This is a genomic window from Streptomyces sp. NPDC126497 (genome assembly GCF_040302425.1).
In the GTDB taxonomy this organism is placed as follows: Bacteria; Actinomycetota; Actinomycetes; order Streptomycetales; family Streptomycetaceae; genus Streptomyces.
This window is the reverse complement of the sequence record NZ_JBEORT010000004.1, coordinates 151,588-167,048: the sequence shown is the minus strand read 5'-3', so window position 1 is coordinate 167,048 and position 15,461 is coordinate 151,588. Positions and strand designations below refer to the sequence as shown.

Here is a 15,461-nt window from a genome sequence, read left to right as displayed (position 1 = left end):
GTGCAGGGCCTGTCAGGTGCTCCGGAGTCTTCCCGGTCTCGGAGTCGGTCAGCTGGTGACCAGTTCGTAGTAGGTGTCGTACGGAGAAGTGATCCAACATTCGGCATAGGGGTAAGCCATGAGGGTGAACTGCCCGAATCCGTTGTGGATCTCGCCGGAGGACGTGGGTATGCCGGCCGTATAGCATGCGTATTGACCGGTAGGCCGCTTCCCGTCCGCCGTGACGAGACGCACGCTGTACCTGGCCTGGAAGAACCCGGCCCCCCATACCACCTTTTTCGGCTCGTTCGCATACAGCGTGCCGCTTCGCGGGTCTGCGAGGGTCTGGAGGCGGCCTGCAGCAGACGATGCGTTTGCCGTGGCCTGCAGCCCTTCCGAGGCGGAAGCCGCAGTGGGTGCTCCGGCCGTTACGGCCGTCGAGACGAGCAGGGTCGCTATTGCTGCGTTCTTCAGAGTTCTTCGCATCGTGATGCTCCCTTGGGTGAACTGTTGTGACGACTCACTGACACCGGGGCGTCCGGCCGACAGCGCGTGCCAGGTGTTGTCAGTGTTGTCCACTGTGGATCGCGGGGCTTGAGCAAAGCGTGCTCAAGAGCGGAACCAGGACGCCTGGAGAAGAAGCTGCTCAGACGCCACTTCAGTTGACTTGATCTTGCGGCGGTCCGGGGTGATGACTGCTGCGCTTGTCGAGCGGATGGCGCCGGAAGACCTGTGGACCTTGCCCCAGCGGGCGGTGTCGCCGGCGCCGGTTCACCCGCGGGACGGAGGGCACCGTCGGCGAGGGGGCCGCGAGATACCGGCCGCGTCACCTTCGTGGCCACCTCGGGCTGCACCCGGAACCGACTGCCACCGGGGTTCGGCCTGTCGGGGGCAACCGCCTTCCGCCGGTTCACCGAGCGGACCGAGGCCAGAGCGTGGGCAAGTCGCACCGCCCCGTCCTGGACGAACTCGGTGTCCAGGGCGAGTTGGACTGGTCGCGGTGCGCGATCGACACGACCCCTCCCGCCCTGAAGGACCGGCGGGCTTGTCGTACGGGTTCCGACTCGACTGCCTGCTGCCGGCTCCCACGAGTTCGCAGGAAGGCCGGAGAGCCGGACCGGCCAACGAACCCGCCTACGAGGGCCCCGCTCCCGCGGACACAGCCGGGACGATCACCTTGAGAGGCGCCTAGGGCCTCTCGTTTGGATCATGTCGGCGTCGCGGGGCTTGGCACGCGCATCTGCCGCGTTGTCGTCAGTTGCCGACGCTCCGCGTTGGCGCCCTCCTCCGCCTTGCATCTGCACGCACCAAGCCCCGCTCGGGTCGGCCACGACGCACCGTCGGTCGCGGCCGACCTGATCCAAACGAGAGGCCCTAAGGGTTCCGTTTGAGTCCGAGGGCGTCGGCGAGTTCCCGCCTGCTGGTCACGCCGAGTTTGGCGTAGACGCGCTGGAGGTGGTTGTTGACGGTGCGGACGGACAGGGTGAGGGAGGCCGCGATGGTTCTACTGGGGGTACCGACGGCGGCGGCGACGGCGATTTCTCGTTCGCGTTCGGTGAGGGGGACGGGTGCTGCGCTGGTGGCAAGGAGCGGGGTCCGTGCTCCCTGGCAGCGTCGAAGTGCGGCGGCGGAGCGGTCGTCGGCGTCGGTGGCAGCTTGGGACGGTCCGGTGCGGCGCAGGGCATGGGCGGTGGCGGCGAAGGCTTCCGCGGCGATGAGGTCGGAGCCGGTTTCCTCCAGTTGCAGGGCGGCGTCGCGCAGTCGGTGGGGGTCTCCGCAGGCCAGGGCTGTCGCGAATGCGGCTCGCGCCGGTAGGAGCGTTCCGCCATCGCCCTGGGCGGCTATCTCGTGGAGCCGTTCGGCGACTTCGCCCGGGGCGCCGAGGCGGGCGATGTCGGTCAGCAGAAGCGATTCACCGGTGAGGTGCCCCGTGCGCCTGGCGGATGCGGCACCTTCTCGTAGCAGGTCACGAGCCAATGCCTGGTCTCCCTGCGCAGCGGCGAGCCAGGCAGGCCCCAACTGCAACTCCCCCTCTGACAGGAAGCCGAGGGCGCCCGGAAGACCGTTGAGCTCGAAGACCGCTTCCGTGGCTGCCTTGACGTCGCCCTGGACCGCGGCGCAGGCAGCCAGACCGTTGAGGCCGGCCCTGAGGACCATGGTGTTGTTGACCTTACGGCCCAGGGCGATCGCTTCGGCGTACCAGCGGCGGGCTGTGGCGGTGTGCCCGGCGAGCCACTGCGCTCGTGCGCCCAGGACGAGAAGCCAGACCCGCACCACCGAACTGAACGCTGCGAGCTGGTAATAGGTGACCTCAGCCTCACGGGTGGCTGCGGCGAGCCGGCCGCCTTCACACAGAGCAAGCACCCACGGGAGTTTCTGGACGGCAGGGTGGGACACCAGCGCCTCCTCGTCCACGGCCATGTGGGCCTCGTACGCACGGAGTGCCCACATGGCCGCCTGCTGCGTCCTGGCGACCAGACTCAACCCCAGCGCCTTCATCAAGGCCCCCCGCAGCCAGGGGTTGATGTCCCCCTGGACGTGCTCGATGTCCTCCTCGAGTACCTCGAGGCGGGCGAGGCCTTCCGCGAAGCGTCCCTTGGCGACGTAGATGTAGCCCTCGTTGATCCGCAGCAGGTGCGATGCGGCCTCGCTCGTGACACGCTGCAGGGCCTGCGTGTTCGCAGCCAGCGCGGCCGACAGGTCGGCTTTGCTCCACAGGAGGTTGTCCACCCGGGTCATCACGACCGCGAGCACTTCCCCGTCACCCCGGGCCAGGGGGCCGGCGTCGACCAGAGTCCGCTCCGCGTCCTCCCAACGCCCCATCTGGAAATAGGCGTCACCCAGCAGTACACGGGTGAGCACCGTCATCTCCTGCGTCGACAACGCCTGGAGCAACGTGACCACTTGCGGATAGTCATGACTGTGACGTGCCAGACCCGCCGCCTGCAACAACAACGCAGGATCAGCCGTACCCGTTGCCGAAAGCCGGTAGCTGGCGATTCTCAGCGCATCACCACGCCGACGGGCACCACGCTCGACGATCCGGTCCGCCTCCGCCGCCAGCAACGCCCGGCGCCTGACCGTGGGCAGCGCCCCCCGCAGCACCTCCCCGTACAACGGGTGAGCCAGACGCACGCTCGTACGTCGCCGCTCCTCACCGATCTCGACCAGGCCCGCGCTCTCCAGTCGGTCCACCGTCCCAGCCGGCACCAGGCGGCACAACTCCGCCACCGACTGGGACCCGCACACCGCGATCCGGTCCAGCACCGAACGCTCGTGCTCACCCAGAGGTTCCAGCCTGGCGTGAATCACCTCTGCCAGACGCCGCGACGTCGGCAGTTCACCCACCAGCTCCCACACCTCACCCACCATCCGCAACGCACCGCAATCCACCGCCCCCAGCACCAGTTCACGCAGGTAGAGGGCGTTACCACCGGACGCCCGGAACAACTCGAACACCGCCCGCCGGCTCAGCGAAGCGCCCAACGCCCCCTGCAACACCTCATCAGTGGTCGCCAGATCGAACGCAGCCATATCGATTCGCCGCACCGCGTCCCCGTGCATCAAGGCATGCACCGCATCACGGATCGGCTCACCCGTACGCACTGTCGCCAGCAGTCGGACCACCCCCGCATCCATCAACTGCCGCAACAGCACCGCCGACGTCCCATCCAGCAAATGAAGATCGTCCAGCAGTACCACCCACCTGCTGCCCGCCCGCCGCAACGAGGCCGCCACCGCCGCGAAACCAGCCACCGGGTCGGACAGGTCCACCCCCGCAGGCAGCAGATGGGCCACCGCCCCCAACGGCACCGAACCGGCAGCCGCACTCGCAGTCGCCTGCGCCACCACGAAGCCCCGCCCCGCCATCAATGCCAAACACTCCTCGGCGAGCCGCGTCTTACCCGCACCCGCCGCACCACTCAGCACCACCCCTCGAACCGAACGGTCGACAAGAGCAGCCAGCGCCTCCGCCAGCTCGCCATCCCGCCCCGTCAGCGGCCACCTGCCCGACTTACCGCCCGCACCCTTCACGGTGAGTTCCCGTCCTGTACCACTTAGTGACGCTTTGATCCGAGGCCGTCCTGGAAGACATCGTTGCCATCGCACGCTTCACACTCCGGGAGCGACCATGTGAGTACCCTAAGCGTGTGCCGCCGCGGCGATCCGCGAGGCCTCAAGAGCCCAAGCCGATGCGGCAGTTGCAGGCGGCGCGCAGTCGAACGGTATGGCGCCCCGTGAGAGCGGCCAGTCGTGGAGCCCCCCCCCGGTCCAGCCCAGGTGGTGCCGAAGGTGGCGATCGTCACAGACGTGGGGGGCGAGACACCGAAGCAGGCAGGGCAGGGCACGAGTCGCCGGCCTGAGGTTCGCCGTCAGCGCCGGCCGTCCGGGACAGAGGCGGAGGGTGAGTAGCGCATCCAGCAGGAAACCGACGGCACCGGCTTGGAAGACGACTGCCCGGACTGTCGCTCCCGCCCGAGATCGGTGACGGCGGGAGCCGATCCCGATAGGGGCCCGAGCGGACGCCGAAGCGGGTGATGATTACTTCGCCGACGGTAACGGTGAGGAGCGACCGGTACATGCCCTCATGTGCCGGCCCCGCGACCGAACATACAATTCACGCGCCCCCTTCGGCGTTCTGAGCTACATTGACGTCGCACGGGCACGTGGGGAACATGCTGCGGCTCCACCACGGCACTGCGTCTTCGTCCGTAGAACCGCGCCAGCTGCTGACCTTCCGTCAAGCCGGCCATCAGTACTCATGGAGCTGTCAACCACCGTCACAATCGCGACCTGTGCGACCGGGTCCCCTCACAGCGTAGGCACTTCCCTTCTCAGCCGGCCGACTGAATCCAGGCGTATCGACGAGGAACCTGGATGCGGCTGATTGACCGAGGCAGCAGAAACGGATCCAGAGACCTCATGGGCGCAGGCACCCACTCGATCAGATGGCCTCTGATCGGCAGGGACGACGAACTCGCCGCATCCCTGTCCGCCCTGACCGACCGCTCGACGAAAGCGCTCATCCTGGCAGGGCCGGCCGGTGCGGGGAAAACCCGCCTCGCAGAAGAATGTCTGTTCCTCGCCGCGAGGCGGGGTTTCTCGGTCGGACAGGCCACGGCCAGTGCCGCCGCGAAAGCGGTCCCGCTCGGTGCCGTTGCCCACCTTCTGCCCCCCGGTATGGAATTCTCGGATCCGGTGCGGGGCTTCGCGGCCGCAGCAGCGTCCCTGCGGAGTGGCGGAAGCCGCTGGATACTCATGGTCGATGATCTGCACCTCATCGACACAACCTCGGTCGTGCTCCTTCGTCAGCTCATGGATGCAGGCATCGTCAAGGTTCTGGGCACCCTGCGTACGGGCGAGCCGCTCTGTGAAACCCTCCATTCCCTTCTGCGAGGCGACTCGGCGCAACGAATAGACATCGACGCCTTCGACTTCAGCGGTACCGAACGAGTTCTCCACGGCGTGCTCGGCGCACCTGTGGGACGTCGCACAACTCAGGACCTCTTCAATGCATCGGGCGGCAACCCGCTGTATCTCAGGGAAATCGTGTACGGGGCGGTCGAGACCGGAGCCCTTCGCAAGCAGGGCGAACTGTGGGAACTCGCCGATGGTCGGCTTCCCACCACCAGGCGCCTCGCCGAAGTCATCGCCGCCAGGCTCTCCCATGTGAAGGATGATGAGCGGAATGTCCTCAATCGGATCGCGGTCTGCGGAGCGCAATCGGTCTCCGAACTTTGCCAAAACGTTTCCCCGGAAACGATCGACAGGCTGGAAAGTGCTGCCCTGATCGAAGTAGTCGAAGAACGTCAGAGAGTGACTGTCCGGCTTGCACACCCTCTCTATGGTGAAACGGTACGAGAATCGCTGTCGACCGCCGAGCGGAACGCTTTGATGGCGGAAGCGGCCGATCGCATCGAAAGCCGCGGAGCACGGCGACGTGACGACGCCCTGCGCATCGCGAGCTACCGGCTGGCAGCGACCGGGACGGCCGACCCGCGGCTTCTCCTCGACGCCGCCCGTCTCGCCTCGCACAGCAATGACTACCCACGCGTGCTCGCCCTCCTGAAGGCTCTGCCTGACGACCACCGCAGCGTCGGCGCACAGGTGCTCATGGGCGATGCGCTGTTCCAGATGGGTCACTGGTCGGCCGCGGAAAGCATGCTCTCGGCAGCCGGCGCCGCGGCGCAGGGAGACGAAGAAGTCCTCGCTGTGGCCATGACCCGCGTCGAGAACCTCCTGGGTCGGGCACCCCTCTCGGCGGCACTCGAAGCCAACATGGAAGCGCTGTCGGCGGTGACGAGTCCCGTCGGCCGGTACACACTGACCGTCAACGAGGGCTACATATTCATCTCCAAGGGCATTGTCACCGAAGGCCTGCAGCGGCTGGAAATCCTTGAGGACGATGTCCAACGGGCCCAGTACGTCACCCCCTGGCTTCGAGGGGTGCTGACCAAGGCGCTCGGGCTGAGCCTCGCCGGACATACACAGCTTTCCGCCGTTTGGGCCCAGAGGGGATACGACGCCTATGTCGATCTGACACAGGAGGTCCTCGCCCCTGACGCGTCCGCCCAGAAGCTCCCTTGGGTGCTCGCCCTTTGTGAAGGCGGGATGATGGCGCGGGCGGCGCGCGAGGGAGAGGACGCATACGATCAACTCTCCGAATTCAGCTCCGTAGCCCGGATGTGGATGTCCGTCCTCGTGGCGCGGACGCAGTGGCTGGCGGGACACGTTCCCCTTGCTCGGCACTGGTACGCGGAGGCCATCGCTCTCGCCCGGAAGGTCGAGAACACCATCATTCTCAGACCGGCGCTGAGTGGCCTGGCGGCGTGTGCCGCGGTCCAGGGCGACATCGCGGCGGCCGAAAGCGCTTTGGATGAATTCCGCGCACTGCCCGAAATAGTCGGGTTCCTCTCGGAGGGAGAACTTCAGGCAGGGCGCGCTTGGCTGGAAGTCGCACGCGGGAACCTCACCGAGGCGCGAGAATTGCTCGCCGAGGGGGCAGCGTCCGCTCGGGCCACCGGACACGTCACGGCCGAGTCCTTGCTCCTCACGGACATCGCACGCCTGGGCGCGCCCCAGGACGTGGTACAGCGCCTGGCGGAACTGGCAGAAGAGGGAGACGGCGCTTTACTTCCCGCAAGAGCCGAGCTCGCGGCGGCCCTGGTGGCTTCGGATGCCCAAAGGCTGAGGACGGTGGCTCTGCAGTGCGAGGAGATGGGAGCCGACCTCCTGGCTGCGGAGGCGTATTCGGCCAGCGCCGAGATGTTACGCCGCGTCGGAGTGCCAAGGGCGGTCACAGATGCCGAAAACCGCGCGGCTGCCTGTTTGGCACGCTGCGGCGACGTCCGAACCCCGCTGAGCGCGAGAAGCATCGCCCCTGCGCCCTTGACCGAGCGTGAACGGGAGATCGCTGCCGCAGCGGCATCCGGGGCGTCGAGCAAATCGATCGCCGCCGAACTCCATCTGTCCGTACGGACGGTGAACAATCACCTGCACCGGGCTTACGCCAAACTCGGCGTCTCCGACCGACGGAGCTTGGCGGAGGTGTTCGAAGCCGGGCGGTGATGCTCTCGCCTGCCCGTCAGCGGCTCCCGGCCGCGCGTACAGCACATCGACAGGTCGCAGAACCGTCACCTACCTGTCAGCGTCGGTGCCATCTCATCTCAGGGGATGCTCGTCGCCTCGAAACAACCTGCTGTAACCGCCTTGCAGCGCTTCTCCTTCTCCGCGTCGAGCAAGAAAGAAAAAGCTCACTTCCCTGCTGATGCTCGAGAGTGAGAACTGCATCGACCCACGGGGCCTTGCCTTCTGTCCGCTCCGGGTCCCGAAGGGCCATTTGTGTTGTCCCCGGACCTCTTCGCACTCTCGCTGAATGGAAATACGGAGTGGATACTCGAAGTCGTCCGGCGATCAAGTCATAACGTTGTGCCTTATCGTGCATCGCCGGAATTTTGGCTGGAATTCCGCCGCGGGACCACCTGGGGTGAGGAAAAGCAAAAGCCGTCCCGCTGCTGTCGATCTGGGATGTCATGCCGTCCGTCATCGCCGCGTCACCGCGCGATGCGTGGGGTGGCGCCGCAGTGGCTGCCGTCGCACCGCCCGTAACCATAAACCTTCCTTATGGAGGGTCGTGCGATATGTATGATTGCTTGGATCTGTTTGCTCCGCTACATTGCGACCACCAGTGGGCGAGTGCGGGGAGAGCAGGATGAGAACCATCGGGTTGATCGGTGGAATGAGTTGGGAGTCGACTGCCGAGTACTATCGATTGCTCAACGAGTTCACGCGTGAGCGCCGAGGCGGACTGCACTCCGCGCGGTGCGTGTTGTATTCACTTGATTTCGCAGAGATCGAGGAGCTGCAGGTTCAGGGGCGCTGGGAGGAATCGGCGGACATTCTGGGTGCGGCTGCTGCCTCTCTGGAGAAGGCCGGAGCCGACATGGTGCTCATCTGTACCAACACCATGCACAAGGTCGCCGACCAGGTGCAGGCGGCAGTGACTGTTCCGCTGCTGCACCTCGCCGACGCCACCGCAGAGGCAGTGCGCGCCGCGGGGATCAGCAGGGTCGCCCTGCTCGGGACCGCCTTCACCATGGAACAGGACTTCTACCGGGCACGCCTGGAGGCGTACGGACTGGAAGTCATGGTTCCCGACGCCGACGCACGAGCTGTGGTGCACCGGATCATCTACGAGGAACTGTGCCTCGGGATCGTGAAGGAGGAGTCACGCAAGGAGTACAGCCGTGTGATCGACGCGCTTGCGGAGGACGGAGCGGAAGGCGTCATCCTGGGCTGCACGGAGATCGAGCTGCTCGTGAGGCAGGAAGACAGCTCCGTGCGGGTCTTCCCCACCACACGGCTGCACGCTGAGGCGGCAGTCGAAGCAGCCCTGGCCGCGTCGGAGTAGGCAGCCAGGTCACCACGGGGCAGCCGGGGCAGGCCCGGCCTCGCCCGCCGGCGGGCGGACCGCATGTCGCCGTCGTACACGGTGCGGTGGTCCGGGACGGCGGCCGCGCATACCGGCGAGCAGGTCGGCCGGGGAAGCCCGCATGACCTACTCGGCCGTGGTCGACGCCGACCGGCTCGACACCGCCGCGCACTTCCAGCCCGGCCCGCTTCCTCAGCCGGACGTGGGCATGCCCGAATCGTGGGAGCGTTACGAGAGCCGCCGCATCGACTTCTCCCAGTCGTACACCGGCGTGCTCGACGCGATCGCCCTCCTGGACACCGGCGCCCCCGGCTGGTCCGCCGGGGACCGTGCCGCGACGACCCGGTGGAACGAGGACTCCCTGCGCTGGCTGCACGACAGCGACCTCGGCCACCAGGAGAGCGCCGCCACCAACAACCACGGCACCTCCTACGGCATGCAGCTCCTGGCCCTCGCGTACGCGACGGGCGACGAGGACCTGGCACGCCGTACCGTCCGGCAGACGGCGACCACACGCGTCATCCCGCAGATCGCCGCCGACGGCAGCCAGCCCCAGAAGCCGGCCCGCACCCGGAGCCGGCACTGCTCCGCCTTCACCCTGGTCGCCCACACCCGGCTGGCCGCGATCGGCCGGCACGTGGGCGTGGACCTGCACGTGGGCGTGGACCTGTGGGGCTACGAGGGCCCGGACGGACAGAGCCTGTTTCAGGCCGTCGACCACCTGCTCCCCGCCGCCACCGGGGCCGCCGCCCGGCCGCACCCGGAACCGGAGTTCCACCGGTACGCCGCGACCGACGTCGTCCACGCAGCCGCCGACCCGGGAGACAGCCGGGCCCGTAAGGCCCTCGCTTCCTTGGAAGCACCGCCGGGAGGCGACCTGCGGCTGCTGCGCCCGGCGCCGGAGCAGCCGGACTCGATCGCCCAGTGAGCGTCGGGGCCCGCCGTCCGGCCCCCGAACCTCGTCACTGGCTGCGCACCACCACACCGTCCAGCAACGCCCGCAGGTCGCGGGCCGGCCGGGCGGGAGCCCGGATCCGGTCGAGCTCCGACAGCGCCGAGGCCCTGCACCGCCGCGCCACGGCGAGCGCCGCCGCGCGTCCCCCCGCTTCCTCGGCCAGCTCCGCCGCCCTGGCCACGTCCCCGTCCGCTTCGAGCAGAGCGGCGAGACGACGGGCGGCGGGGTGGCCGCTCTCCAGGGCGGACACCACCGGCAGGGTCTTCTTCCGCTCGCGCAGGTCCCCGTGCACCGGCTTGCCGGTGACGGCGGGATCGCCCCACGTGCCCAGCACGTCGTCCGCGATCTGGAAGGCGATCCCCGCCTGCCGGCCGACCCGGTCGAGGCCGGCCACCACGGCGGGGGACGCGCCGGCGGCCAGCGCCCCCAGGGCCAGCGAACAGCCCAGCAGCGAACCGGTCTTGCCCTCGGCCATGTGCCGGTACTCCGTGCTCCGCACGCGGCGTGGCCCGGTCCACGGGCGCCCCGCGAACAGCAGGTCGTCGGCCTGTCCGCGCACCAGGTCGCCCAGCGCCGCCGACAGCAGCCGTACGCCCTCGACCCCGCCGGCGGACGTGGCGAGGGTGTCGACGGCGAGCGCGAAGAGGGCGTCGCCGGCGAGGACGGCGGGGCCGGTCCCGTACGCCCGCCAGACGGCGGGACGGCTCCGCCGCACCGGGTCGCCGTCCATGATGTCGTCGTGCAGGAGCGAGAAGGTGTGCACCAGTTCCACCGCGACGGCGGCGGGCACCCCTGTCTCCGGGGGCGCTCCGGCGATCTCCGCGCCGAGCACGGCCAGTGCCTGCCGTAGGCCCTTGCCACCGGGGGCGGTGACCGGCGCGCCGCCCACGTCGCACCAGCCGAAGGAGTAGGCGGCCATCTCACCGACCCAGGGGTGCAGTCGGCCGACGGCCTCCCGCAACGCCGGCCGGGTCAACCGCGCGCACCGGTCGACGATCTGGGCCGGTGCCGCCGGTACGGCCGTCACCGTCACGCGGAGACCTCCCCGTCCTGGGCGAACTCCGCCTGGGCCCGGGCGACCATCTCCCGGGCGTGCCGCAGTCCGATCCGCTCGGTCAGACGGGCGAGTTCGGCGAGTTCGGCCGCCGTCGCGGCGCGGTCACAGCCCAGTCGGGCCAGTGCCTTGGCCAGCCCGAGCCGGGCCAGCGTCTCACCGCGCGGCTCGGTCATCTCACGGAACTCCGCCAGCGCGTCCCGGTACAGGTCACGCGCCTCGGCGTAGCGCCCGGCGCGGTAGAGGACGTTGCCCCGCATCTTGAGGTTGTAGGCGAGAGCGCTCTTCAGTTTCATCTCCCTGCACGTGGCCTCGGCCTGCGACAGCAGGGACAGGGCCCGCTCGGTGTCGCCGTCGCGTACGGAGACGACGTCGGCGAGGCCGCGCAGGGCCCAGGCGTGCCCGCGCCGGTCGTCGGCGCGGGCGGATATCTCGGCCGCCTCGGCGAACAGTGCGTGGGCGCTGTCGTACTGGCCGGTGTTGCGCCGCATCTGGGCGATGCCCTCCAGCGCCCAGACGGTGTGGCGGGCCTCCCCGCGCTTGCGGGCCTCGTCGAGCAGTTGCTCGTGCAGCCGGCCCACCGCCTCGTAGTCCCCCTGGATGCGGCCGGTCTCGGCGAGACCCGCCAGCGAGTACCCGCGGACGACGACGTCCCCCGCCTGCTCGCCGAGCTCGGCGGCGAGTGCGAGCAGCCGGCGGGCCAGCGGGAACGCGCCTCGTTGGCGGGCCAGGGTGCCGCCGCTCCAGAGCGCCCAGGCCATGCCCGCGAGGTCTCCGGCCTCCCGGGCCGTGCGGTAACTCGCCTTCCAGGCCCGCTCGGCCTCGCGTACCTGCCCGAGGCGCCGGTGCGCTTCGGCGACCGCCAGGCCCGTGCGCGCCGCCTCGACGGTCCGTCCGGCCCGTACGGCCTCCTGCATCTGCTCGGTGCCGGCCGCGAGCACGTCCGCCAGCGGTGCGTTGACGGACAGGGTGGTGAGAGCGCCCTGGTACTCCGGGGCGAATGCCTTGCCGTACATCGAAGCCTTTCCGTTCGGTGGCCCGGACCCCCTGTATACACATCGTGTATACGTCGGGTGTATAGTCCGGCGGCCGTCAGCCCTTCTGCTGAGGGAGGGGAGAGAGGGCTGCGGCCCGTGCGTCGTCCGTCAAGACGGAGGATCTCGGTCCGGGGTTGCCTCCGCCGATCGACGAAAGGGCGTTGTCACGTTGTTGGGCGCGTGATTGCCTGACGGCGCGTCGGGGCGTGATGGGTCTTGGGGCCGGGCAGGCCTTCAGGCCGTGGTGGGCCGGCCGGCAGCGTCGGTGACCTGCTCCCAGCTGGTGAAGCGGACGGTCATCTCGGCTCGGTGGTCGGAGGCTGTCGTCAGGTGACGGCGGGGCCGGAAGTGCGGTGGGGTGCCGCTGAACGCGGACAGGAACCGCTGGGCCCCGCCGACGCTGCGAAAGCTTTTCATGGCGCGTTCGCGCTGCCGGGTGGGCTGGTGGGAGTTCCCGGGCCGGTTGTTCAGGCCCTTGTGGCAGCGGTGCTCCACCGACGGCATCGCCTCGCGGTGGGCGGCGCCGAAGGGACGGAGCTTGCCGGTGACGATCACTCGTGGCATCGACCGGGTGGCCTTACCAGCTTCCCGAAGAAGCGCGTGGCCGCGGCCTTGTCACGGCGGTTGTGCACGAGTGTGTCCAGCACGGTCCCGTCGGCGTCCACCGCCCGCCACGGGTACTTCTGCTCTCCGTTGATGCGGTCTCCGGCTCGCCCATCCCGTCCGGGCTGACCCCACCACTCCGTCCCCCGGTTCCCTGACAGGCAGCTCACCAGGGAACCGGGCCGTGCTCGTCGAAGAAGCCGCCGGTCGGTCCGTCATCGGGCAGCGTGGCGAGCCGGACGACCACGGCCGCGCCGTCGGCCGCGGTGCGGGTGAGGCCGGGGAACGCGGTGGTGAGGTCGGTCGCGCACGGCCCCGGATCGGCGGCGTTGACCAGGATGTTGCGGCTGCGCAGTTCCTTGGCGTACTGCACGGTCAGCGAGTTGAGTGCGGTCTTGGACGGGACGTACGCGGCCAACGGGGGCCGGGTTGTGAAGTAGTCCTCGGGATCGGTCATCCGGGCGATGGAGCCCAGTCCACTGCTGACATTGACGATCCGGGCGGCGGGGGAGCGGGAGAGCAGCGGCAGCATCGTGGTGGTCACGCTGATCACGCCGAACACGTTGGTCTCGAACACCTCGCGTACAGCGGGCAGTTCGACACTGCCAGGGCTCTGGGCGGCGAGGTCGCCAGAGATGCCGGCGTTGTTGACCAGGATGTCCAGCCGGCCAAAGCGCTCCTCGATCCAGGGGGCGGCGGATAGGACGCTGGCGCGGTCGGTGACGTCCAGGGTGACCGGGTGCACCCGCGGGCCCAGGCCGGCTGCGGCTGCCGCACCGCGGTGCGGGTCGCGCGAGGCCAGCAGGACGTTCGTGCCGAGCGAGGCGAGCCGGGCTGCGACCTCGCGCCCGATGCCCTTGTTGGCACCGGTGACCAGGGCAGTCGTGGTTTCTGTCATGCGTTCAGCCCACCACGGGGGCGGCCGGGAGTTCCAACACCGATCAGGTACGCAGCGATACCGTGCGGGTATGGAAAGACTGGAGGTCCGCGAGCTCGTCTACTTCACCGCTGTTGCCGAAGAACTGCACTTCGGTCGGGCGGCCGCCCGGCTGGGGATGACCCAACCGCCGCTCTCCCGCGCCATTCAGCAGCTCGAACGACGGTTGGGCGTAACCCTGTTGGAACGTGACAGTCGCCGGGTCGCACTGACCGAGGCGGGGACCGTCCTGCTCCGCGAGAGCCGTACGGTGCTCGACGCCGCGTCGGCCGCGGCGCGCCGCACCCGGCGGGCCGGCCGCGCCGACCCGCGTCTGGTCCTGGTCATCAAGCCGGGCGGCGACGGTGGCCTGCTGCCCGCGATCCTCGACGCCTATCAGGCTGAGCCGGGTGCGCTGCCGGTCGAGCTGGTGTGCAGCTTCGGCGAGCGTGAGATCCTCCTGCGGGAGGGTCGTGCCGACGCCGCCCTGCTTCACCGCCCCCACCACGACCTCACCGGCCTGGACACCCAGGACCTCCTGACCGAGACCCAACTTCTCGTGATGCCGAGTTCGCATCGCCTCGCGGGCCGTACCCGGGTCTGCCTGAACGACCTCGCCGGAGAGCCCCTGCCACGCTGGCCGGGCGCATCTGAAGACGGCTCACACGGACCCGAGATCCACGACCTTGGGCAGCTTCTCCACCTCATCGCCTTGCGCCGCATGGTCGCCGTCCTCCCCTCCTCCATCCGCGACCAGCTCCGCGACGACCTGGTCGCTGTCCCAGTCGATGATGCCGAGCCCACCACGCTCGTCCTCGCCTGGCCCGAGCACGCCACCTCCCCAGCCCTGGCCGCCTTCGTCCGCGCGGCCGCCGCCGTGGCGGGCAAAGCGACGGGCCACGGCGGGTAGAGCGGGGAGACACGCGGGGTGGGAGGCGCCCTCGCCCATGCTCGCAGGCGTGCGAACACTCCAGGACGCCCTCACGGCCACCGTCGAGATCACGCCTGGAGGCAGAATGACGGGCACCGGACGGCGAACCAATTACACGGTCGACAATCCGAGCCAAGCCACTGGCTGGGACAGGAGGGCGGACACTCCGACGAGGGTCAGCCAATGCGCCACTCTGCTGTGCGGGGACCGCCCGGTCTTGTTCACCGAGAGCTTCGGCCCGTTGTTTCGTGGCGAAGCAACGGGTGCGCAACCGCTCGCGGTAGATCCTTTCGACCGGGCCGAGAACAGCCACCAGACCACCCGGCAGCGCGAAGGCGTCATGAAAGGTTTCCGCTCGGTCGGCGGGGCCCAGCGGTTCCTGGCCGCGTTCAGCGGCATCCCCCCACTTCCGGCCCGCCGCCACCTGATGACCGCCACCGCTCACCGAGCCGAGACGACCCTCCGCTTCGCCATCTGGGAGCAGGTCACCGGCGCCGCCAGCCGACCCACCACGGCCTGAGCCCAGGCCCCGAACCGAGCCCCAACACACTGCGACGCACCATCAGACAGTCACGCACCCAACAACGTGACAACGCTTCAGCAGGGCCTGGCGGCCGGCGCTCAGGCGCCGCCAACGGGAGCCGATCGTACGGCGGTGCCGCCGCAACTGCTGCGTGAGGAAGCGGGGGCGGAGCTGGACACGTCGACGCCCGACGGTAAACAAGCACGTGAAGCCCCTGGTGGAGGCGGTTCTCTTGGTCGAGAACCCACCTACCAGGGGCTTCACCACATTGTCAGCCCAACCGCCTCGCTTCGGAGACAGGTTGGAAAGGGCTCGGTGTACCCGATTCGGCATGGTGCCTGCACCGGCGTGCCCCCTCTCGCACGTTCCTCACCATTGCGCGGAAGCGGTCCCACGGAAGTCGTCATTGACAGGGCTCAGGTGTTGGTCGAAGATCGCTTCACGTCGACGCGGTGTCGAAACAGACCGGAAGCGGTTCCGGGCCGCACCGCCGTGCGATCCGTCGTGAAGCCTCTGGAGGGGCCCTGGCCA

The 15,461-nt window shown here is 68.9% G+C and carries 8 protein-coding genes and 5 pseudogenes; 6 read left to right on the top strand and 7 right to left on the bottom strand.

Annotated features, from left to right (window positions below):
• Window positions 1-48 precede the first annotated feature (48 nt).
• On the bottom strand, window positions 49-558 hold the full coding sequence (locus ABTY20_RS04320) for a hypothetical protein (RefSeq protein ID WP_351995483.1): 510 nt from the start codon (window positions 556-558) through the stop codon (window positions 49-51).
• Window positions 559-670: 112 nt separating this feature from the next.
• Here ABTY20_RS04320 and ABTY20_RS04315 point away from each other — a divergent pair.
• Window positions 671-995 (top strand): annotated as a pseudogene (locus tag ABTY20_RS04315) (IS5/IS1182 family transposase); the annotation flags it as partial.
• Between the two features lie 358 nt (window positions 996-1,353).
• Here ABTY20_RS04315 and ABTY20_RS04310 read toward each other — a convergent pair.
• Complete coding sequence (locus ABTY20_RS04310) at window positions 1,354-4,014, bottom strand: helix-turn-helix transcriptional regulator (RefSeq protein ID WP_351995482.1); 2,661 nt, start codon at window positions 4,012-4,014, stop codon at window positions 1,354-1,356.
• An 843-nt stretch (window positions 4,015-4,857) separates the two neighbouring features.
• On the opposite strand from ABTY20_RS04310, the gene ABTY20_RS04305 reads away from it, so the two are divergent.
• The 3 genes and pseudogenes from ABTY20_RS04305 to ABTY20_RS04295 all read left to right on the top strand — a co-directional run.
• On the top strand, window positions 4,858-7,548 hold the full coding sequence (locus ABTY20_RS04305; protein ID WP_351995481.1) for a LuxR C-terminal-related transcriptional regulator: 2,691 nt from the start codon (window positions 4,858-4,860) through the stop codon (window positions 7,546-7,548).
• A 643-nt stretch (window positions 7,549-8,191) separates the two neighbouring features.
• Window positions 8,192-8,890 carry an aspartate/glutamate racemase family protein gene (locus ABTY20_RS04300; RefSeq protein WP_351995480.1) on the top strand — a complete coding sequence of 233 codons (699 nt, stop codon included), beginning with the start codon at window positions 8,192-8,194 and terminating at the stop codon, window positions 8,888-8,890.
• Between the two features lie 265 nt (window positions 8,891-9,155).
• Window positions 9,156-9,839: pseudogene (locus ABTY20_RS04295) on the top strand (alginate lyase family protein); the annotation flags it as partial.
• A gap of 34 nt (window positions 9,840-9,873) precedes the next feature.
• On the opposite strand, the gene ABTY20_RS04290 reads toward ABTY20_RS04295, so the two are convergent.
• From ABTY20_RS04290 to ABTY20_RS04275, 4 genes and pseudogenes are all read right to left on the bottom strand, one after another.
• Window positions 9,874-10,893, bottom strand: coding sequence for a polyprenyl synthetase family protein (locus ABTY20_RS04290; protein ID WP_351995522.1), 1,020 nt, complete (start codon window positions 10,891-10,893; stop codon window positions 9,874-9,876).
• Window positions 10,894-10,895: 2 nt separating this feature from the next.
• Window positions 10,896-11,936: a tetratricopeptide repeat protein gene (locus ABTY20_RS04285; protein ID WP_351995479.1), complete on the bottom strand. Its 1,041-nt coding sequence runs from the start codon at window positions 11,934-11,936 to the stop codon at window positions 10,896-10,898.
• Window positions 11,937-12,191: 255 nt separating this feature from the next.
• A pseudogene (locus ABTY20_RS04280) lies at window positions 12,192-12,658 on the bottom strand (IS6 family transposase); the annotation flags it as partial.
• 68 nt (window positions 12,659-12,726) lie between these two features.
• A complete protein-coding gene (locus tag ABTY20_RS04275) occupies window positions 12,727-13,458 on the bottom strand; it encodes an SDR family NAD(P)-dependent oxidoreductase (protein WP_351995478.1) in 732 nt (243 codons plus the stop codon).
• A gap of 70 nt (window positions 13,459-13,528) precedes the next feature.
• Between ABTY20_RS04275 and ABTY20_RS04270 the strand changes: the two genes are divergently transcribed.
• Together ABTY20_RS04270 and ABTY20_RS04265 are read left to right on the top strand one after the other, a co-directional pair.
• A complete protein-coding gene (locus ABTY20_RS04270; protein WP_351995477.1) occupies window positions 13,529-14,386 on the top strand; it encodes a LysR family transcriptional regulator in 858 nt (285 codons plus the stop codon).
• Window positions 14,387-14,699: 313 nt separating this feature from the next.
• Window positions 14,700-14,927: pseudogene (locus tag ABTY20_RS04265) on the top strand (IS6 family transposase); the annotation flags it as partial.
• Window positions 14,928-14,990: 63 nt separating this feature from the next.
• On the opposite strand, the pseudogene ABTY20_RS35335 reads toward ABTY20_RS04265, so the two are convergent.
• Window positions 14,991-15,178: pseudogene (locus ABTY20_RS35335) on the bottom strand (hypothetical protein); the annotation flags it as partial.
• Window positions 15,179-15,461: the final 283 nt, after the last annotated feature.

Excerpts from the sequence above, each read along its gene's own strand:
- ABTY20_RS04285 (WP_351995479.1), bottom strand. The coding sequence starts at position 11,936 with ATGTACGGCAAGGCATTCGCCCCGGAGTACCAGGGCGCTCTCACCACC.
- ABTY20_RS04270 (WP_351995477.1), top strand. The coding sequence starts at position 13,529 with ATGGAAAGACTGGAGGTCCGCGAGCTCGTCTACTTCACCGCTGTTGCC.
- ABTY20_RS04275 (WP_351995478.1), bottom strand. The coding sequence starts at position 13,458 with ATGACAGAAACCACGACTGCCCTGGTCACCGGTGCCAACAAGGGCATC.
- ABTY20_RS04300 (WP_351995480.1), top strand. The coding sequence starts at position 8,192 with ATGAGAACCATCGGGTTGATCGGTGGAATGAGTTGGGAGTCGACTGCC.
- ABTY20_RS04305 (WP_351995481.1), top strand. The coding sequence starts at position 4,858 with ATGCGGCTGATTGACCGAGGCAGCAGAAACGGATCCAGAGACCTCATG.